The following is a 20,604-nucleotide window of genomic DNA, read 5'->3' on the forward strand; positions in this document are numbered from 1 at the left end:
TTACAATAACTTTACAAAAATAACGATAAAAAAGGTATTGTTCATTCCTATGTTCAACAATACCTTTTTTATCCAATTACTTCTTTTACATCTGTATTCACTGGCCACTTTTCTAAAGTATAAGCCATTTCCCAAAATGAATATTCATTTTGGCTGCTAATAATAAAATGCTGTTTCATTCGATTTCGGTCTGCCTCTGTTACTTTTTCAGCTATTGCATCTAATCGTGTAATTTGCTCTTCAACTAAAGTACGGAACCAACCCGATGCAGAAATCCATTCTTTATAAATTGGCTCTTCTGGCTGACGCTCTTTTAAACATTCATAAATTGAGTAGAAATCAATATCATGCCCCGGTTTCGACTCAATAGTAAAAAAATATCTGATTGGTTAAACTCTTGATATTAAGAATGTTTTTATGATTATTTGGTATTAGTGTGTTCTAAATGATAGTGGCTATTATTGAAGATGACATATAAGCGATTATTAAACGATAGTCCTTCTACATCATAGATAGAAAGAATACCGTTTTTTCGTTTAGAGTATTTGTATATACTTCAAAATATTAAGACGCTAGGCATAGATCATGCCCCAAGGTTTGAGAATCTAAAGTATTTGAATAAGAAACTTTACTCCGTTCGTTATAGTTATTCACATCATAATATATTATTATTATTATTATTTCTACCTTAAGAACTGAAAATAGCTATTTAAAAATATGGCTGCTAATTTCAGTTCGATCTTCCTTGCACCCAAGTAGCAATATCATTTATAACATACTCAGGGATATTAGCGGGACTATAATATTCATCCGGTTTACTTAATTCTCCATCTCCTTCTGTAAAGAAGTGATTTAACTTTGGATATAGTCGATAATCAATGTTATCTCTCTCTTTTAATTGTTCTTTCCAATAAGGAATTTCAATTTTTGATAGAACTTGATAGTCTCTTTCTCCTTGAAGAATAAGAAGCGGTGTTTTTTGTTTTTTTGACATTTCTGCTGCTTTAATTTTACGGATAGAATCCCAATATACTGGTGGTCCTAAAGAAAAACCCTTTGGCGGATTCTGACTAGAGAAATTAGGATCCTTTAATAATTCAAACTGCGATTTGTAAAATTTATATTCTTCTGGTTTCATTTCTCCAATAGAAAGACGATACTCCAGTTGATCTAAAACATTGTCTGTGAATGCCTTGCCCGCTCCTCCCATCACAATTGCCCCAGCAATATTTTGATTTTGATTTTTTTCAATTATCCTCGGAATCATCATTCCACCTTGACTATGACCAAGAATATAAATTTGATTCTTATCTATCATAGGTTCATTTTGAAGAAAATGAGTCACAAGAAGTGCATCATCTGTTGTCTCTTTATCAACTGTATAAAAAGGACTAAGTTCTGTTTTCAATCTATGTTCATAGGTTCGTTTATTATAGCGAAGAACAGCAATTCCTTTCGAGGCAAGACCTTCAGCTAAATCACGAAATGGTTTTAAAGCATACGTTGCTGAATCCTGATCGGCTGCTCCAGCTCCATGAACAAGAATAACCGCTGGAAAAGGACCCTTTCCCTTTGGAACAGATAATGTTCCTGGTAATGGAAATGCACCACTTCCAACTACTACTTCTTTATCAACAAATGATTTAGGATTACTATATGATGGCCGATCTGTAACAGGACTAAACGGCATACTGAGTTGAAAATCATCTATTTTTCCAGATGGATCTAGTTTTATTAGTAAAGGTACAGTAATTTGTTCAAAAACTAAGTTAATCTCTACATTTGTATGAACAGAATTTGTCTCTTTTTGTGTAACCTCTCCAATTTCTATAAAAGAACCTTTTTGTAATTGCGTAGGAAGTTCTTCCCAATAGTTCTTCAACCATTTTTCAGATACTATTTTCTGTAATGATCGAGAAGTTAAATCAAATGCAGATTTATAATCTTCAGTATGCATAGAACAGACAAATGGAAAAGCAGTAGATATAACGGGATTTCCCTCTTCAATATTGTCTATTTTTTTTATATTTGTGTTTGTTTCCTTTAATGTCGATTTAATTTGGTGACTAAACGGATTATTATATGTATTTGGATATAAACTTCTTTTCAATACGTCCTTATTCCGTCCCTCAAACAAGTTTGAATAATCCTCAAAATTTTTAGGTGACATTACTTCCTCCGCATATGAAACCGAAGGAATAGTTATCGCACAAATTGCACTGACAAGTAATAACTTACTACCCATTCTTTTTTTCGTACTCATATATATTAATTCTCCCTTCAAAATTAAAATTTTTAATACAGCATGCCTAGTACTATAAGGTCATAGATATTTTCAAGGCGATTAATAATCTACTTTACGATCCCCCCTAACAGGTTAAAAAACTATTATAAACAAACTTCAATATAAAATGCCTTCGCTCTCTTTTTCACATGTATGTTAACTCTAGAAATTACTTATTTTCTTTAAAACACTCTTGTTACTGGTTTGTTTTTCATATATAAGTCGTACCCTTTTCCCCCTTCGCGCCACTTTATATTTTTATCATATACAATGAAAATCTCTTTTTCCTTACCTATTACTTACAAATTCCTTACATCCGAAATTGCTTTTATAATAGTGCTGCAGGAACCACTGTGCCCGAAAGCGCAAAAAAAGAAACACCAATGTAATTTGCTTTGGTGCTTCTTTTTCAGGCTTTAAATTTTGATTATTTTTCTTGCTATGTAACACAAATTACATTGTGCTATATGATACAATCCTAATGTTGTTAGAATCACTTTTTTAAATGGTAAATTTATACTAGAAGGTACTCATATCCAACAGTTTAAGAAAAAGAAAAGTCTCAAAATAACTAAATGTAGAGACAGAAAATTTTCATTTAAGGATGACTTCAAAACCATTAACTTAAGAAACGGATATTCTTCAGAGCGAAAAATAAAAAGGTTTCTTTCAAAATGTATGGAATTTTTGTTCTGGAGGTATTCATATTTGTTAACTGAATGAGCATGGGCTATTTATCTATATTTTCGTTTTTCATACCATAAATAAAAATACCAGTCGTTATAGACTGGTATTATAAAGCTAATGTTTTTTAATTGATAAATGTAGTATTTTTTACTTTCCAGTCTTCAAGTTTAATGAAAACCCAGAATGAGTAGATTCCTAGAGTGATAATTGATAAGAGCAACCATTTTATCCAATTACCAAACAAGCCTACAGCAGAACCATTGAATTTCATACGGTGCCCGTTAACTACTGTATGATTTATTTTCCAACCATAAACCATACATAAAGCCCAAGGGTAACAAATACCAAGGGTAAAAACTGTAATAAGTACACCAAGGATACTCCAACCAATAAAGCTGAATAATCCACCATCAAAAAATGAGTGGCGACCATTTTTTAATTCAGAACCGATTTCCATAAAAAACTCCTAACATATATACATTCATAATGACAAAAACAAATTATATCACAATAAAATGGTTTCAGGTCTATAAATCGTAATATAAAGTAAAACAAAAACATCTTACAGAAACAAAGCGCCTTATCTCAAGTTCTTAATTTTGTATACTAGAGCGGTGCATTTAATAAAAATAGTTACATAGTTGTAAAAATTTATAAGGTGGTAAGATTTTTTTATGATTAAGTTTAATTATATGAGAAATATGAAAAAAGAAAAAAGGGCTGATAGAAGCCCTTCTTTTTGGTTCTGGTGCAATAAATTTACTTACGAAAGTCAAAGATCGCATAAATGGTATAGAACATAAAAAAGACATTCGATTGTTGATTTGAAATAAAGTCACAATGTTTATAAAAAGGTGGGATAAATTGTTTCTTTAAATTAAAGGATGCTACATGTGTTTTGATTAAATTTTTTTATAAAAATTGTATAATACTTCACAAATGGATTCCTTTTTTCTCTAATCAATATTCATATGTTACAATAGTACCAGTTGTATCAGTAGTACCATTAAAACCACTAAAACAATTAGAACAACCACCACAACCACCACAACTACCACAGCCACCACAACCGCCACAACCAAAACAACCGAAGCAACCAATACAACGGAATCCACCACAACGAAATCCACCACAGCGACCGCCACAACCACCACAGCGACCACAACCGCCACAGCGACGAGCATCATCTTCAATATAGTAATATGGATATTGGTTTTGCTGGTCCCAATACACAATATTTCCAGATTGGTAATCATTAAGGCTTAACGCTTGTAGTTCTTGTTGAAACTTATTCATTTTCATGACCTCCGTTTATAAACTTCAACCTTTTCAATGCTTTCCTATATTTCTGTTCGTTAAATCTAAGTAGAAATAGCGCTATAAACTAAGTTCAATACGTACCCCTACAAAATATGACCTATCACTAGATAATGCACCTTGTTCATATACCTATTTTTAGGTTATTTTTCCATAGGCTCATTTTTATAAATTGAAAAAAGACGCACTTAGATTGATGCGTCTTTTTGCGATACTTCTTTTATGAAATCATATACATAGGTATTATCCATACCTATGTATAGCAATACCCCTACTCATTATCCAATGACATCTTCTACTTCTGTATTCACTGGCCACTTTTCTAAAGTATAAGCCATTTTCCAAAATGAATATTCATATTGACTGCTAATAATGAAATGCTGTTTCATTCGCTTACGGTCAGACTCTGTTACGTTTTCAGCGATAGTATCTAATCTTGTAATTTGCTCTTCAACTAGCGTACGGAACCAATCAGATCCATAAGCAGAAATCCATTCGTTATAAATTGGCTCTTCTGGCTGATACTCTTTTAAACGCTCACCAATTTCATAATACAACCAATAGCAAGGTAAAATTGCTGCAATGATATCGCCTAAATGTCCTTCATACGCAGCACGATACATATGTGAAGTATAAGCGTATGCAGTTGGAGCAGGGATAAAATTATCTTTTTCTTCTTGTGTTATCCCAAGTTTCTCCGCAAAATTCTCATGTAAAGATAATTCCGCCTCGTATGTATTTTGAGCATGGTGTGCCATACGAGCTGTTGTTTCTAATTCCAGTGCTTTTGCAGCTCCTAAAGTTTGTACTCTAGCAAAGTGACTCAAATAATATGAATCTTGAAGCACATAATAGCGAAAACTAGCTAAATCTAAAGTTCCTTCACCAAGTTGTTTTACAAAAGGGTGATGAAAACTAGCTTCCCAAATTGAATCTACTTCTTGACGTAATGATTGTGAAAATTTCATTTAAATCCCTCCAATAAAGTATAAAATTTAAGTATTTACCCACAGTTATTAAATCTGTAAAATAAAAAAACTTTCTTTACAAACGTAAAGAAAGTGAAAGTGACAGTATTTATTCATAAAATAGTAATGTCTTCCCACTTCCCTACGCTAGTATTAACCAGATCAGGTACTAAGAGTCTCAAATTCTCGTTTGATCTCAGCCTATAATAGGCCCCCCTAGTGGATAAATATTTAATTTTCGTATTGTATTCATCATAACATACTTCATGTTACTGTCAAAAACATTCATGATACTGCTACTTAAAACCCTTCTTCTTTTCTTACTTTTAATGAAGTTTCAATAATCATATCTAATAGTTTACTATAATGAATACCAGCTGCATCTGCACTTTTCGGTAGTAAACTTGCTTGTGTCATCCCTGGTAATGTATTAACCTCCATTACATATGGAATTCCGTCCTTTACCATCATATCCACCCTTGCATAAACGCTGCATTTCAATGCTTTATAACAAGCCAGTGACGCTTTGTTTACACGTTCCTTCAATTCAGCTGGAAGCTCGATAACTTCTTCAATTGTACTAACATCATCATATTTTGCATTGTAATCAAAGAACTCAGCTGCATGTCGGATTGAAATAATAGGTAACTGTTTTCCATCAAAAATTGAACATGTAATCTCATCACCTTTTATATACTTCTCTATTACTACTTCAGAATCCCATTCAAACACAGTTTCCAGCATTGAAATTAATTCATCTTTATCATATACAATCTTTACCCCAACACTTGATCCACCAGAGTTTGGTTTTACCACTAACGGAAATCCTAACTTATCTAATTCATCAAGATTTAGATCCGCCATTTTTGTAAGTTCAATCCAATCGGGTGTTTCTATACCTTCATAGCGTAAAATCTTTTTCGAAATATTTTTGTCCATACACATACCGCTAGATAACATATTGCTCCCGCTATAAGGAATACCTAAACTTTCAAGCGTGCCTTGAACCGTCCCATCTTCTCCGTATTTTCCGTGTAATGCGAGCAGCGCAAAATCAATGTCTTTCGCTTTTTCGATTAAATCTATTTTTTCATTTAACGTAATTGGTACGATTTCATATTTATTTTTATCTAAATTTGCAATCATTTCATTTCCAGTCATAATTGATACTTGTTTTTCAGAGGATACTCCACCCATAATAACGCCAATTCTCATTTCCTCAACTCCAAATTTCATTTTTTATTGTATCACCGATTATTTTGATTCCACGAACTATTTCTTCTTCTTTCAGACGTGAAAATCCTAATCGAAAAGTAGTCGCTCCTCCTCCATCAGAATAAAAAACATCTCCAGGAGAAAATGTAACCCCTTGCTCATAACACTTTTGTAAAAGTGTGCGGGCATGAATTTTTTCTTCTAACTCTATAAATAAATGAAGTCCACCATCACCGGTCATTCTTTGAAACGGAATGTACTCATTACACGCCCCAACAGCTAACTCATATTTTTTCTTATAAACTGATCTTGCCTTTTTTAAATATTTTTCAAAATATCCTTCATGTAAATATTGAAATAGAACAGCTTGATCTAACGTAGATGTGTGAATCGTTCTTGCTCTTTTTACACTTTCTAAATGATGAATCAGCTCTTTATCTGCGATGATCCAGCCTACACGTAAGCCAGGGAAAAGTACCTTTGAAAAGCTACTAATATAAATTACATTATTACCAGCGCCAGCAAAAGTTAATAATGGTGCTAAATGTGAACCTGAATAACGTAGCTCTTCATTAAATCCATCTTCTATAATAGGAACCTTATATTTTGAGAATAATCTCATCAGTTCCGTTCTTTTCTCCGAACTCGTAACAATACCGGTTGGATTATGATAGGAAGGAATTAAATATGCGAAATCAAACTCTTTTTCACGCAAACTTTTTTCTACTTCGTTCGTATCGATGCCATCTTCATTCATATTAATTCCGTGAACTTCAAGTCCATGTAAACGGAAAAGCTTCAATGCAGCATGGTGAGTTGGATTCTCACAAATAACCCGCCCTGATTTCTTTGATAACGAGGATAGCACGATGTCTAATCCTTCTGTAAATCCATTTGTAATTAAAATATCTTTGTTCGAAATATCTACACCTTTCATTTCCATATAATGAAGTAGATAATTCATTAACGGTCTATAACCTTTTGCGTATCCGTAGTTTAATACGACATCCCCTTCAATGGACATACGAGTAAGAAAAGCTCTTTTGAAATTTTCCACATCAAATAGCTTTTCGTCCGGAGCAATGCTATTAAAAACAATCATTCCTTTTTCCCAGCGAACACCATGTTTCATTAAATCTAATTCATCCGCTAATAAGGTAACGGTATTAAGTTTATTTTTCCAATCTATTTCAACAGACGAAGTGTTCGATATATCAACCTTAGCTACAAAATTCCCTTTACCTTTAACTGCATAAATGAGTCCTTCTTGCTCTAAATCCGCATAAGCAGCGAGTACAGTATTTCTGCTCACACTTAGTAATTCACTTAATTCCCTAGTTGAAGGGATTTTTTGATCCCCGAGCAAATGACCTTTCATAATCATCTTTTTCAAATAATCTTTCAATTGAATATAAACGGGACGATCTTTCACAACTTTAAAATCTTTAAACAATTCCTTACCCCCTGCAATCATTTTTGCATATTTATTTCATTCTCAAAAGGTCCACTACATATGTATTTTTTATAAAGGGCGGTACGGTCTTATAAAGTGGAACTTTAATCAATGGGGCTGATTATCACCCACTGATTATTATCCCTTAGTAACAGGCATTTTACTGCCTATTACTAAGGGATAAATCTTTGCGGTATAAGTTAATTACATCTTTTAAAGCTGCTGCTGCGGCTCCGCGTGGATTGGAAGCACCACCAATTGTAGTAACTTGCCCCATCGTATCTGTAAAGAACGTAATTCCTTTTTCTGTCCCATTTACTTTTGCTAGCGGATGATCTTTATCTATTTCGTACGGTTCCACATGAAGAACCACTTTACCGTCCTTATCCTTATATGCTGAAGCTATTAATTTAATATATTTATTTTGTTCTTTAGCATTTCGAATTTGTTGTTTTGTAACATGTTCGATTCCTTTTATATGTATATCAGTAAGCGTATTTTCTGTTCCCATTAAACTATTTGTCAAAAGTAACAATTTACACGCACTATCAGAACCACTTACATCTAATATTGGGTTCGTTTCAGCAATCCCTTTACTTTGCGCTTCTTTCAGTGCTTCTTCAAACGTAATATCTTCCTCATTCATTTTCGTAAGAATATAATTTGTTGTCCCGTTTAATATTCCTTCTATTTTTTCAATATGGCAACCAGCTAAACTAAATTGACCAATATCAAGTGTCGGTAATGCGGCCGCAGTTGCACCACTATATCGAATTCGTACATTTGCGATTTTTGCTGCTTCATTTAGTTCTCTCCAGTTTGTAACGAGTGCGCCTTTTGAAATTGCGACAATATCCATATGTTTCTCAATCGCTTGTTTTATATATTGTTTTCCTGGATTTCCATCTTTAAGGTTTGTAACTGTTGATTCTACTAATACAGTTCCACTTATGCTAGTTGTTGCTCGTTCCTCTGGATGATGTTCAATGTATTCTTCAATTGCAGCGCTACCGCCACCGTACGTTAATAAGTGATGAATAGATAATCCATCCTCATTATGTATTGCAACATTTCTACCTAATACAGCGCTTACCACTAAATCTATTCCATATGATTCATTTATATATAAATATTTTTCATTTAATAATTTTATAAACTCTCTTCCTACTGTCCCATATCCTGATAATACAACTTGAACTTTCATAATATCCCCCCATATTTTTCTACCATATCCCTCTTTCAATATAATATAAAGCGCCCTCGAATTCCATCGAGAGCGCTTTATTATTACCTATTTCGGTAAACGTGATAGCTTTTCAGCAATTGTTCTATAAAATTCTTGAATGCTAGAAAAACCTAACGTATCTGAAACACTTAATCCTACCATGTCGAGATGGTCCCAATTCGCTTTCGTTTCGATATGATTCCATTTTCCAACCTGTAATGACTCATTATTATTTACAGCAACATTAGAAGATGGTGCAATCATAGAATTTGTATTTACTACACCATCATTTTGCCACCAAGAAGTATCAACTAACGGACGGTTTTCTTCATATCTCGCATAAGAACCTAAGAAAAATGCATTCCCCATCAACACTTTATTCATCGTTATATGAGGTAAATGTAAACCTGTTATAGGTGCTGCTTGTGATGCATGTCCACTATAAGATAAGTAATACACATCCGGTTGCGTCTTTACCCAATTATTTAACTCCTTTGCACCATCAGTACTTAAATCCCATTGACTAATGTCTTTTGTATTTTTCCAAATTGAACTATTTAGAATACGATTACTATATTGGAAAAAGGACTCTCCAGCATTCTTCTTTATACCCCATTGATCCAATTTAAAATCATATAACGATAAATTATTGTTTCCTCCAAAGCTTGCAGCTGTAATAAGTAAATCTTTAACGAACGGCAGCAGAAGACTACCATCCGCAAGTGTTGTACCGTTGTGAGGGGTTGCTAATGTTGTCACACTATGAACATATGATTTTCCGCCTTCAAATAGTGGTGATATTTTGGTGTCTGGGTGATTTTTCACATAATTCTTTTCTTCAAAACTACCTTCTTTTAATAGCTGTACTAATGTTCTAATCGTTTGTCCACCCATACTATGCCCAACTAAATGAACTTTATTTGTTTCACTCCAATTCGGTGCAAAACCACTATAAGTTCTACCAAAACGATTATGTCCATGTTTCTCAGCATGTGCGGCACCGTAGTCTACTGTACCACCGTTAATTTGCGCATATAATTCACATGCACGATCCCAGTTACTAGAAACAGGTCCAACAGCTGCGGTATGTACCATATAACCACTTTGTTTCAAATCTTCCTGTATATCATGAACACCACCCCAATATTTTACGCCAAGCATTTCTTCTCTACCCCATCCAGCAAATCCATTCACCAATATGATAGGATAATTATTTTGTTGTCTCTCTTCAGCGTACGTTATTTTCATTGCGAATGAACATACAGTCACTAATACGAAAAAACATATTTTTAAAAATAACTTCCCCATACTTCCCCCCCTAATAAAACGTTTACATTTTTCTTTTAAAAAATTCACAGCATGCTTTAATAACTTAAACATAATGTAAAGTATTTTATATACGTTGTATATATAGAAAACATATACAAATGTTGATAAATATTAATTCAAGTAAACATTTACTGTTTACAATACAACTTGTAAATCTGATTATTTGAATTTATAATTAGATATAGTTTCCTCATGTTAAATAGATTTAAAAACCATAAGAAAACTAATCTCATTGCTTGAAAAGGAGGAAAAAGCATGAAAATCGGATCAAATATTCATACATTATCTCAACCTACTAACATAACTCCATCTACTCTTGAGCATAATACTATCTCTTCTACTAAACTTGAAAGTAAGAAAGTAAATGATCCTATCAAGTTTGATATTCGTTCATCTGAAAAAGAAATGAAACAACCTGAGCATAAATTTAATGAATTAGATTTATGGAAGATGTTAAAGGATAAAGGTATTCCTTTATGGATCATCCTTGAAATGCTACAAAAGTCTCGTAAAGAAAAAGAAGACCAAAACAATTCGGTTCAAAATTCAAATGCGATTGAAGAAACGAGTGAGACTCGATTAAATGAAGTAATGTAAGGCAAAATATTTGAGTGATCTATAAACTAAAAAGAGTTCGAGGTTGATAAAATTTTCATCAGCCTCGAACTCTTTTTTAAGGTTTTTCTCCAATCGTTACAAACTGAAAAGATACGTCTCCTTCCAATCCTTTAATTAGCTTTTTTACTTTGACATTTTCATTAACCAATGTATTATCTGTCGACATTTTAGGGTTTTCATCACCTAAAGTTTTTTTAAATTGAAGAAGATGCATTTTCGTTTCATTTGCTTTTATCTCCTTATATATATCATTTTTTGATACAATCACATACCATTGCGTTGGATAAATACGTTTGTTACCTATCCAAGCGTCACTATTGTATATAACAGGAACCTCTTTTCCTTCTAATTTAATACTTCTCAAAGTCTTTTCGTCTTCTTGTGCAAACAGTAGCGAACCCTCTTTTGAGAATTTCGGTAACGTATTTATAGGTATAAAATTTGAGCCATTATCTCGTTTACGAAAAACTTTATCTTTAATCAATGCTCGTGCTGTAGATTCATTTAAAATTAATACCCGTCCGTTTCCATAAGTACCTGTTTTCACAGAAAACACTTCATTGGCTTTCGTAATTTCCTGATAACGATTAATAATTGGTGAAATTTTATTTTCATCTCCAATGGTTAATAAACCGTTTGCTGGAAATGGATTCTCCTTTTTAGAACATGCACTAAAACTTATTAATAGTAGTATCATTAACATAAAAATAGTTAAAGTTCTTTTCATCTCGTTTCCTTTCATCATACAGTTCATTTTTCCACATACTTTAGTGTAGTCTTACAAGCTAATAAATTCTATTGCTCCATAACCTTATAAAGCTTTTGCAGGTAACGCCAACGAGTTATAAAGAAATATAATACTTGTATACATATAAATGAAATTAAAATAACGATAGAACTATTTATGATAGAAAAATCGACTAATTGCTGTAATGCCATATAAGCGACTACAGTATGAATCACTGCAACGACAATCGGTAAGAAGAACATTAATAATAACTGCCTCGTTACAACTTTTTTCAACTCACCTCTACTTAATCCCATTTTCGAAATCATTTTATATTGCTGTTGATCGCGATCCAAATCTGTATATAATCTGAAATAAATAAAACTAGCAGCGAACGTAAAGAAGACGATTCCGACTAAAACACTTGCCATAAGTAATAACCCATTCGTTTGCTTCGCACTTAACAAATCTATAGTTAAAGCTCGAAATTGAAAATTACCTACCCTAGTATCTTTCTCAAATGTATTAATTAATTCATTTGAAATCCCCTTCGTTTTCATCCAATCGTCTACAACAAATCCGTAAGTACGATATGGAATTTCTTTATTAACTGGGTCACTAGTAAGAGGTATTCCATCATATACTTGATCTTGAACAGCGATATAAATAGTTCTAGAATCATGTGGTAAAACTAAATTTTCTACAGCTTTTTTCACATAAAATGTCTTTGTCCAGTCACCTTGAATGACTTCTATATTCTTTTTATACTCGCCATTTTTAAATTCTTGTTTTTGTGATACGACTCCAGGAATTAATAAAATTTCATCTTCTTTTTCAATTATTTCTTGTTGATAGCCTAGTGCTTTAGCAAGATCGTTATATTCACTTAACTTCATTACATTTACGCCATTTTCTGTGTATATATATGAAGATGAAGCCATTCGGTACGGAATATTAGCATCAGAAAGGTGTTTTTTTATAATAGAAAGATTTTTATTCAATACTTTGTCATTTTCAAAACTTCCATACAAAAATGTATAGGGATTTGTCATCCTTACCAAATCCCTATTTCCAATTGCGGCTGTTGTACCAATTGCTGTAAATGCAACTGCTGAAACAATAGATACTATAAAAAACATCGTTGCATTATCTTTCATACGGTAAATTAATTCAGAAAATGTTAATATATTTGTTCTCTTTAAAAAGAAAGATTCTCTCCTTTTAGCAAAGTGCAATATATAAACGCTACACTGTGTATATAAAAAGTACGTTCCTATAATTACTAGGAGCACACCTATTCCAAGCGTAATAAAATTGGTACTTGATATGAAGCGAAATACTGAAAAATATCCATAGCCTATACCAATTAAAGAAAGTAGTGATAATAAAATTGAAGATTTCGGTTCAGGTTTTGGCTTTTCCTCTGCTCGAATAAGTTCCACAAGTTCCGTTACTTTTATCATTTTAAATGTAAATAATGAAACAATTAAAAACAAGAAAAGAAATGTGATAACTGTTAATAATACAGCCCGCACTGGTATATAAAAAGGTAAGCCATTATTAATCATTAATACACTTGCACTTATCAATAAGACTAGTTTAGAAAATATGAGTCCAATGAAAATCCCTATACAAATTGAACCAAGTCCAATCAGCATATTTTCAATTAATAATAATTTTTTAAGCTGTCTCATTGACATACCTTGCATCATTAAAATGCCAAATTCTTTCTTACGCGTTTTTAAAAACGAACTAACTGAATATAAAATGAAGAAAAATGAAAATACAAAAATCAATCCTTGCGAAACTGAAAATCCCAATGTACCAAATGCACTTATTGTTGCACTTGTCGATTTCAACTCACCTTGTAAATCAGGATGAAATAATAAAAGAGCATACGTAAAGAAAATCATAATAGAAAATGCACTACTTAAAAAATGGGCAGCATATGTACGCTTATTGCGAAAAATATTGTTAAATGCGAACTGACGAAAAGTCATGCCTTTTCCCTCCTAACAAAGAAAGGACATCCATAATCTTTTGATAAAATGTTTGCCTGCTTTCGCCACAATAAATTTCGTTATATAGTTGACCATCTTTAATAAAGATTACTCGGCTGCAAAAACTCGCTGCATACGGATCATGAGTAACTAACATCATCGTAGCTTTTTCTTCCTTATTGAGAATATCTAACATCTCCATTACATCATTTGAAGATTTAGAGTCTAAATTTCCTGTTGGTTCATCTGCAAGTAATAATTGCGGCTTATGAACAATTGCACGAGCGATTGCTGTTCTTTGAGCTTGGCCCCCTGATATTTCAAACGTTCTTTTATTCAATATATCTGTTATATTTAATTTCGCTGCAATTTCTTGTACTCGTTTGTTCATTTCTTGCACAGCAACACCATCTAAAGTCATCGGCAGTACGATATTTTCCTTTACTGTAAGTGTGCTAAGTAAATTAAATGATTGAAAAACAAATCCTAATTGTTTCCTACGAAATAAAGCTAAATCTTCTGATGATAACTGGAAAGGATTTGTACCATTTATTAAAATTTCTCCTGAAGACGGAGAATCGATAGTAGATACCATATTTAATAATGTAGTTTTCCCGCTACCAGATGGACCCATAATCCCTATAAATTCACCTTCTTGAATTGATAAATCAATATCTACTAATGCTTTAAAAGGTATTTTCCCTTTATATACTTTACTAATATTTTTCGCATGTAAAATTTCCATTTCTATTCTCCCTTCATTTGCACTTCTCACAATAGAGTGTAAATGAATTGTCTTAATGCTCATATTGATTCATCTTTCATTTACCTTACACGCTTGTAAGATTTCTAAAAAAACTGACAATAAAACTGTTTTCAAACTAAAATTAACGCATAACTATCTTATAATAATTGTATAGTGGCAGGAAAGACAATGTATATCAAATCTTTATTATATAAAAGAAAAAAGACCGATTGCTTTATCAGTCTTTTCCTTCCCAAAGCTATATTTTTAACTAATGACTTTAAAGAGCAATATTTTTGATCCACACTGATTTAGTCAATACATAATGATTATATAGTTGATTTTCTATCGTCTGTTGACCCAAATAAGTAAATCCACATTTTTCAATAATTTTATTTGATGGTACATTTTTAATTAAAGCAATTGCGTTAAGGACATCCACATTTGTATTTTCAAACAAATAGCCGATTAAGCCTTTAGTCGCTTTCGTTGCATAACCATTATTATGATATTCACTTGAAACAGCATACATAATTTCTCTGTTCGGTGCAGGGAGTTCGCCTTTCATACCTGTGCAGCACCATCCAATAAATTCATTTGTGATTTTCTTAAATATTCCTAGTCTTAATATGTGATCATCTATGTTAGTCGTAGTTCTCACTGCATGAAGAAACGCTTTGTTCTTTCGTTGATTTCCAGTCTGGTAAAAACTTTTCTATTTCTGGTTGATTTGATATTTTATAAATACTCTCTGCATCTTTGAACGTAAACTCTTGTAGGTATATATCACCACAATCTATTCTAAATAACTTAGTCAAACTCTCTTCTCCCATCTTAATCCCCCTTCCTTACTTTAAAGCACCTTAATCTGCTTCGTAAGTTCCATAAACCGTTCATCTAGTTCTTTATATTCTTTGTCTTTAGAAGTTAAAAAGCTTAATTTCCCTAATACTTCTTGTCTTTCTGTTTCTAACGTTAAACGTAGCTCTTCAATTTCATCCCTTGTTTTCGTAGGTTCTTCAAGTTGCTTTTGTATCGTATTGTTTACAAACACGAGTTTTGTGTTAGTTGTTTTCTCCAGAAAATATCGATCGTGAGAAACGATAACGAGTGTTCCGTTATACTCAGCTAATGTATTTTCAAGCTGTTCACGTGAAGGCAGATCAAGGTGATTCGTTGGTTCATCTAATATAAGCACATCTTTTTCATCTAAAATATAAGCCATTAGCTTACATTTTACTCGTTCCCCCATACTCATATATCGTATCGGCTCTGTCCATTGAGAAGCTTGGAACCCTAAATGTTTCATTAAATTTTGGACTTTTCCTCTTTCTTCAAATGTAACTTTATAAAATAAATCTTCTGGTGTTTTATCAAGTGGTAAATCAAATACTTCTTGTGTTAAATAACCGATGTTTGCTGATGGTGAAATCCATACTTCTCCTTCAGCAGTTTCGTTTCCCATAATCATCTTCAGTAAAGTTGTTTTCCCACTACCATTCGGCCCAATAATCGCAACCTTCTCACCGTGCTGAATTGTAAAATTAACGTTTTCAAATAATGTCCGATTATTAAATTCTTTCCGTAATTGTTTTACTTCTAAGAAACGTTTCCCTACTTTTTTAGTCGCTTGAATAGAAAATTCAACTGAATAATCTTCTTTCACACGTTCAACTTTCGTTTTCTCAAGCTCTTTTTCAAGACGTTTTCGTTTCGATTTTACTTGCGCATCCATTCGCTTTGCCTTTACACGATAAAACTCTTTCACTCCTTCTTGCTTTGTAGACTGTGCATGTGCCTTTTGTGACCATGAACTTAATTCTTTTATATGAGTTTCTACTTGTTCTATCTTCTTTTGTTGTTTTTCATATTCACGCTGCTGCGTCATTCTTTTATGTTCACGTGCTTTCATATAACTTATATAATTACCACTATGATCAATTAATTTCTTATCCTCAATTGACCATATTCTTGTTGCGATAACATCTAAAAAATATCGATCATGTGATACGACGATAACTGTACCTTTCATATTTTTGATTTGTTTAATAAGAAATTCCGTACTCATCTCATCTAGATGATTTGTCGGTTCGTCTAATATTAAAACATTAGGATTTTCGGAAAATCCTTTTGCTAATCGAACTTTTAGCTTTTCACCACCACTTAAAGTTAGAAAATCGTTCGTTGGCACGCCCCATTTTGCAAGGAGTTCCGCTTCTTTTGCAATTATATCCTTACTAACAAATGATTCTTTTTCTTGTTCAACATATGCTGTTGTCATATTCATTTGCATCCATTCAACAGTACCTTTTGATGGTTCAATTTTCCCATTTATTAATTGAAGTAACGTTGATTTACCAGCCCCGTTTTTACCAATTAACCCGATAACATCCCCTTGTCTTACTGTCACATTCATTTTCTCTAACAAAGTGTTTTCCTTTATTTCAACATAAACATCATTTAATTTTAATAGTTCTTTCATAATACCGATCCCTTTCATTAAGGGAGAATAAAAAAATCCTCCCAAATAAATTTGGCAGGATTAGTCGTTAAAATATTTATACCCAAATAAGCTATTGCGTAACATAAATAGCAATACCGTTGTATGGAAATTGGGTAGACTAATCCTATTTTTTAGAAATTGAAATTTATTGAATTTCAACATTTAAAAATAAGATTAGTTAATCATCGTCCACCCATCATTCCTTTCCGTCGTTAGTAACCATATTGTACCATGATAGTACTGTATGAGTAAATGCAATTATATGTGCTATTATTATGATTACTTTCTTCTAGGTCTATTTATCATTTCTTAGCTTCAAATTGAACAAGCATACTTTACATTTGCTATACTACTTTTCCTTTAGATTTCCCTAATAATAACCTTCTAAGCACTCCCTCTTATATAATTTTTATATAACTGTATGATTAATTTTATATTATACATACTACATTTCAGTTTTTATAATAAAGTTATCATTTTTAAGGAGGGATTCTACAATGGAATTTAGCAAACTCGGAAACAGTGGATTAACAGTAAGTAAGATTGCATATGGTAACTGGATAAACCATGGTGGAAAAGTAAATGAAGATACTGCAAATGAATGTGTGAAAGCCGCATTAGATGTTGGAATTACAACGTTCGATACTGCAGATGTTTATTCGGACACTATTGCTGAGGAAGTGCTTGGCCGCTCTTTGAAAGGTATACGCCGAGAAAGTATAGAACTTTGTACAAAAGTATGTCATCCGACCGGACCTGGAAAAAATGATCGAGGTTTATCACGAAAACATATTATAGAAAATTGTAATGCATCGTTACAACGGCTACATACAGACTACATTGATGTCTATTATGCACATCGATTCGATACAACAACACCTCTGGAAGAAACAATGTTAGCTTTCTCAGATCTTGTAAGACAAGGGAAAGTCCTTTATTTAGGCGTAAGTGAATGGACATCGGAGCAAATCACACGCGGTGCAGCACTTGCACGAGAATTGAAAATCCCTCTTATTGCTAGCCAACCTCAATATTCGATGTTGTGGCGAGTTATAGAAACTGATGTGATTCCAACATGTCAACGTGAAGGACTTGGCCAAATTGTTTGGTCTCCCCTCGCACAAGGTATTCTCACTGGAAAATATCAACCAGGTAAACCACTCCCCGCCCAATCACGTGCTAATTCAGATGCAGGAAAACCCTTTTTCAACAAACTCGTACAACGTTGGATGAGTGATGATGTACTTACTGCAATACAGAAACTTAATCCTATTGCAATTGAAAATAATCTTACCTTACCTCAACTCGCAGTTGCTTGGGTACTACAAAATCCAGCTGTTTCCTCTGCAATTATTGGCGCTTCAGATCCGGAGCAAATAAGAGAAAATGTAATTGCTTCTAGTGTTACATTGTCACCTGAAATTATGGGTCAAATTGATAGTGTACTAAAAGGTTTCATTGAGTATGACCCAAGTAAAACAGGTTAAATCGTCAGTGACTTAACAATAAATATAGTACCTTTCCCAAATTACTACTGCCCATCCAATCAAGATGGGCCTTTACTTTTCAAATTCAAATTGTGAAGTCGTATAAATCTCTCTAACAACTGCTAAGAAGTTCTCGAGCACGACAGACTTTTCATCCTGCCTCCATCCAGCGTATAAGTTTATTTCCGGTGTATGTTCCTCAATGTCTTTATATATGACTCCCGATTTTTTATAACTTTCCACCGATGATGGAACGACAGAAATTCCCATTCCTGCTGCAACTAAATTAACAATCGTCTGCATTTGAATTGCTTCTTGAACAATATTTAAACTTACTCCATGCTCCCAAAAGTAACTAATAATTAAATCATAAAAGTTAGTACCGAAATGACGAGGAAATAAAACAAATGGTTCATCTACTAGTTCTTTAATAGAAATATTAGGTAACGAAACTAATGCGTGATTTTCATGTAAAACCAATTTTAAACGTTCTTTAGAACAAACTTCGGAAGAAAATATTTCATTATTCTGCTTAGAACGAATAAATCCAATGTGAATTTGCTTTTCATAGAGTGCTTTTATCTGCTGGTCTGTTGTCATCTCGCGTAATATAAGCTGAATTTTAGGAAAGCGTTCTCGAAATGTTTTTAATATGTTTATAACCGTTTCTGTAGAATCGACAAAACCGATGATTAAATGTCCAATCTTTCCTTCATCCGCAAGCTGTGTTTCTTTAATAGTTCTTTCTACTTGAAGTAACGTTTGCCGAGACCCTTCTAAAAATATTTTCCCAGCATCGGTAAGCTCAACCACTCTTTTTGTTCGATGAAAAAGTTGGACCCCTAATTCATCTTCTAATTTACGAATTTCTTGGCTTAAAGGAGGTTGTGCCATCATTAGGCGTTCTGCTGCACGGCTAAAGTTTAATTCTTCTGCCACCGTTATGAAATATTTTATTTTTCGAATATCCATTACAATCCCCCTATCATTCACAACTAGTAAAAAATCCCTCCTTCTAATAAATTGTAAATAAAAACAGGAGGAAACTATATCAATCCCTTTTCGTTTCTTTTTTATCATAAATCATTTCATGAAAATACGAGAGATTTATACTAAGTTGAATTACATGTTTTGGGCAATTTCATTACTTCCATATATTATTTGATTTACCATTTGGTTGAGTAACGAGTACTTGATATTTTATTCACCCAATTATAAAAACAAAATGTTATTCGTTACCCAATAATCACTTGTTGTTTTTCGATAAATTTTTATTGATTATCCCCCTACAATAAGCTATTATATGTTTGCAGAAAATATTAATGTAAGGGTTGATTTTATGGACAGGGCATTAAAAATCACAAAGTTAAATATGTTTTTAAAGATTTTTCTCATCCCGATTATAGTAGGGATTATTGTTGGTATACTAACTAAATTGGGGCAAGGTATACTTCCAGGACATTGGAATTCATTAGCTAATCTAGGAAGTGTTTGGTTAGTTCCATCCTTTTTTGTGGCTAGCTTTAGTTATTCTAAGCGTACAGCTATACTTTCTGGTATCCTTGCACTACTCGGTATGGTATTAGGCTATTATGGTTATGCAATAGTTATTAAAAATGTAGCTCACTCTATTTATTTTATATCTGTATGGATTGTATGTGCATTTATAGGAGGAACTATCTTTGGAACTGCAGGTTTTCTATGGAAAGATACTACAAATCCACTTCATAAATTCGGAAGCGCGCTTATTAGTGGAGTTTTTGTAACGGATGGACTTCACATTCTTTTAAATTTTGAAGACTATAGTCACATGTTACCTGTTGGATATACCGAAGTGATAGTCGGGATTATCTTGATTCTTGTGTTAGAACGCTCTAATGCTAATCGAATTTCTTCTTTCTTAATGATGGTTCCTATCACTATTTTAGGAATAATTGGATATACATTATTAAGTTTGTTTACTTAATTACAATACTGTATCATGAAAAAACAAAAGACTAATTCTATAATAATCCACAAAACATATCACGAATTCGAACATTATAC

16 protein-coding genes, 2 pseudogenes and 1 riboswitch are annotated in these 20,604 nt (G+C 32.8%); of the genes and pseudogenes, 3 read left to right on the plus strand and 15 right to left on the minus strand.

Translation table 11 applies throughout. The annotated features are described in order from the left end of the window. Positions 1-68: 68 nt before the first annotated feature. The 9 genes and pseudogenes from MNO09_RS17805 to MNO09_RS17845 all read right to left on the minus strand — a co-directional run. Positions 69-338: pseudogene (locus MNO09_RS17805) on the minus strand (thiaminase II/PqqC family protein); the annotation flags it as partial. 392 nt (positions 339-730) lie between these two features. Beyond that, entirely contained in the window at positions 731-2,263 is a 1,533-nt protein-coding gene (locus MNO09_RS17810) for an alpha/beta hydrolase (RefSeq protein ID WP_117616499.1), read from the minus strand. Positions 2,264-3,095: 832 nt separating this feature from the next. Then, positions 3,096-3,428, minus strand: a complete 333-nt coding sequence (locus MNO09_RS17815) for a DUF898 family protein (protein ID WP_000402399.1) — start codon at positions 3,426-3,428, stop codon at positions 3,096-3,098. A 503-nt stretch (positions 3,429-3,931) separates the two neighbouring features. Next, positions 3,932-4,273 carry a heterocycloanthracin/sonorensin family bacteriocin gene (locus MNO09_RS17820; protein WP_097860285.1) on the minus strand — a complete coding sequence of 114 codons (342 nt, stop codon included), beginning with the start codon at positions 4,271-4,273 and terminating at the stop codon, positions 3,932-3,934. A gap of 293 nt (positions 4,274-4,566) precedes the next feature. Beyond that, the gene (gene tenA / locus MNO09_RS17825) at positions 4,567-5,256 is read right to left on the minus strand and encodes a thiaminase II (RefSeq protein ID WP_000672761.1); all 690 of its coding nucleotides are present in this window, start codon (positions 5,254-5,256) and stop codon (positions 4,567-4,569) included. Positions 5,257-5,378: 122 nt separating this feature from the next. Then, positions 5,379-5,484, minus strand: a riboswitch (TPP riboswitch). Positions 5,485-5,556: 72 nt separating this feature from the next. After that, on the minus strand, positions 5,557-6,471 hold the full coding sequence (ddlB, locus tag MNO09_RS17830; RefSeq protein ID WP_002096579.1) for a D-alanine--D-alanine ligase: 915 nt from the start codon (positions 6,469-6,471) through the stop codon (positions 5,557-5,559). Between the two features lie 4 nt (positions 6,472-6,475). Next, positions 6,476-7,924, minus strand: a complete 1,449-nt coding sequence (gene pdxR / locus MNO09_RS17835; RefSeq protein WP_000471626.1) for a MocR-like pyridoxine biosynthesis transcription factor PdxR — start codon at positions 7,922-7,924, stop codon at positions 6,476-6,478. 160 nt (positions 7,925-8,084) lie between these two features. Continuing rightward, positions 8,085-9,128 (minus strand): homoserine dehydrogenase, encoded by a 1,044-nt coding sequence (locus tag MNO09_RS17840; protein WP_000868161.1) that lies wholly within the window; start codon positions 9,126-9,128, stop codon positions 8,085-8,087. An 87-nt stretch (positions 9,129-9,215) separates the two neighbouring features. Further along, positions 9,216-10,457 carry an esterase/lipase family protein gene (locus MNO09_RS17845; protein ID WP_000517081.1) on the minus strand — a complete coding sequence of 414 codons (1,242 nt, stop codon included), beginning with the start codon at positions 10,455-10,457 and terminating at the stop codon, positions 9,216-9,218. A 276-nt stretch (positions 10,458-10,733) separates the two neighbouring features. Here MNO09_RS17845 and MNO09_RS17850 point away from each other — a divergent pair, with 276 nt between their 5' ends. Beyond that, a complete protein-coding gene (locus tag MNO09_RS17850; RefSeq protein WP_000690182.1) occupies positions 10,734-11,075 on the plus strand; it encodes a DUF3914 domain-containing protein in 342 nt (113 codons plus the stop codon). A 76-nt stretch (positions 11,076-11,151) separates the two neighbouring features. Here MNO09_RS17850 and MNO09_RS17855 read toward each other — a convergent pair whose 3' ends face one another. The 5 genes and pseudogenes from MNO09_RS17855 to abc-f form a co-directional block, all read right to left on the minus strand. Further along, complete coding sequence (locus MNO09_RS17855; protein ID WP_002096581.1) at positions 11,152-11,823, minus strand: lipoprotein BA_5634 family protein; 672 nt, start codon at positions 11,821-11,823, stop codon at positions 11,152-11,154. 68 nt (positions 11,824-11,891) lie between these two features. After that, on the minus strand, positions 11,892-13,823 hold the full coding sequence (locus MNO09_RS17860; protein WP_000144149.1) for an ABC transporter permease: 1,932 nt from the start codon (positions 13,821-13,823) through the stop codon (positions 11,892-11,894). Continuing rightward, a complete protein-coding gene (locus MNO09_RS17865; RefSeq protein ID WP_000404253.1) occupies positions 13,798-14,568 on the minus strand; it encodes an ABC transporter ATP-binding protein in 771 nt (256 codons plus the stop codon). The genes MNO09_RS17860 and MNO09_RS17865 overlap by 26 nt, the downstream gene beginning before the upstream one ends. A 280-nt stretch (positions 14,569-14,848) precedes the next feature. After that, a pseudogene (locus MNO09_RS17870) lies at positions 14,849-15,401 on the minus strand (GNAT family N-acetyltransferase). 20 nt (positions 15,402-15,421) lie between these two features. Next, entirely contained in the window at positions 15,422-17,050 is a 1,629-nt protein-coding gene (gene abc-f / locus MNO09_RS17875) for a ribosomal protection-like ABC-F family protein (RefSeq protein ID WP_070168854.1), read from the minus strand. A 518-nt stretch (positions 17,051-17,568) separates the two neighbouring features. Between abc-f and MNO09_RS17880 the strand changes: the two genes are divergently transcribed. After that, a complete protein-coding gene (locus MNO09_RS17880; protein WP_000395983.1) occupies positions 17,569-18,558 on the plus strand; it encodes an aldo/keto reductase family protein in 990 nt (329 codons plus the stop codon). A 72-nt stretch (positions 18,559-18,630) separates the two neighbouring features. Here MNO09_RS17880 and MNO09_RS17885 read toward each other — a convergent pair whose 3' ends face one another. Beyond that, a complete protein-coding gene (locus MNO09_RS17885) occupies positions 18,631-19,530 on the minus strand; it encodes a LysR family transcriptional regulator (RefSeq protein WP_000354629.1) in 900 nt (299 codons plus the stop codon). A gap of 367 nt (positions 19,531-19,897) precedes the next feature. On the opposite strand from MNO09_RS17885, the gene MNO09_RS17890 reads away from it, so the two are divergent. Further along, a complete protein-coding gene (locus MNO09_RS17890) occupies positions 19,898-20,524 on the plus strand; it encodes a DUF6518 family protein (protein WP_000373290.1) in 627 nt (208 codons plus the stop codon). The last annotated feature ends 80 nt before the right edge of the window (positions 20,525-20,604 follow it).

It is taken from the genome of Bacillus sp. N5-665 (genome assembly GCF_022637375.2).
Lineage (GTDB): Bacteria > Bacillota > Bacilli > Bacillales > Bacillaceae_G > Bacillus_A > Bacillus_A wiedmannii.

Coding starts and splice junctions, on each gene's coding strand:
- MNO09_RS17855 (WP_002096581.1), bottom strand. CDS start 11,823: ATGAAAAGAACTTTAACTATTTTTATGTTAATGATACTACTATTAATA.
- MNO09_RS17810 (WP_117616499.1), bottom strand. CDS start 2,263: ATGAGTACGAAAAAAAGAATGGGTAGTAAGTTATTACTTGTCAGTGCA.
- tenA (WP_000672761.1), bottom strand. CDS start 5,256: ATGAAATTTTCACAATCATTACGTCAAGAAGTAGATTCAATTTGGGAA.
- ddlB (WP_002096579.1), bottom strand. CDS start 6,471: ATGAGAATTGGCGTTATTATGGGTGGAGTATCCTCTGAAAAACAAGTA.
- abc-f (WP_070168854.1), bottom strand. CDS start 17,050: ATGAAAGAACTATTAAAATTAAATGATGTTTATGTTGAAATAAAGGAA.
- MNO09_RS17880 (WP_000395983.1), top strand. CDS start 17,569: ATGGAATTTAGCAAACTCGGAAACAGTGGATTAACAGTAAGTAAGATT.
- MNO09_RS17860 (WP_000144149.1), bottom strand. CDS start 13,823: ATGACTTTTCGTCAGTTCGCATTTAACAATATTTTTCGCAATAAGCGT.
- MNO09_RS17885 (WP_000354629.1), bottom strand. CDS start 19,530: ATGGATATTCGAAAAATAAAATATTTCATAACGGTGGCAGAAGAATTA.
- MNO09_RS17890 (WP_000373290.1), top strand. CDS start 19,898: ATGGACAGGGCATTAAAAATCACAAAGTTAAATATGTTTTTAAAGATT.
- MNO09_RS17865 (WP_000404253.1), bottom strand. CDS start 14,568: ATGGAAATTTTACATGCGAAAAATATTAGTAAAGTATATAAAGGGAAA.
- MNO09_RS17820 (WP_097860285.1), bottom strand. CDS start 4,273: ATGAAAATGAATAAGTTTCAACAAGAACTACAAGCGTTAAGCCTTAAT.
- MNO09_RS17845 (WP_000517081.1), bottom strand. CDS start 10,457: ATGGGGAAGTTATTTTTAAAAATATGTTTTTTCGTATTAGTGACTGTA.
- MNO09_RS17815 (WP_000402399.1), bottom strand. CDS start 3,428: ATGGAAATCGGTTCTGAATTAAAAAATGGTCGCCACTCATTTTTTGAT.
- MNO09_RS17850 (WP_000690182.1), top strand. CDS start 10,734: ATGAAAATCGGATCAAATATTCATACATTATCTCAACCTACTAACATA.
- MNO09_RS17840 (WP_000868161.1), bottom strand. CDS start 9,128: ATGAAAGTTCAAGTTGTATTATCAGGATATGGGACAGTAGGAAGAGAG.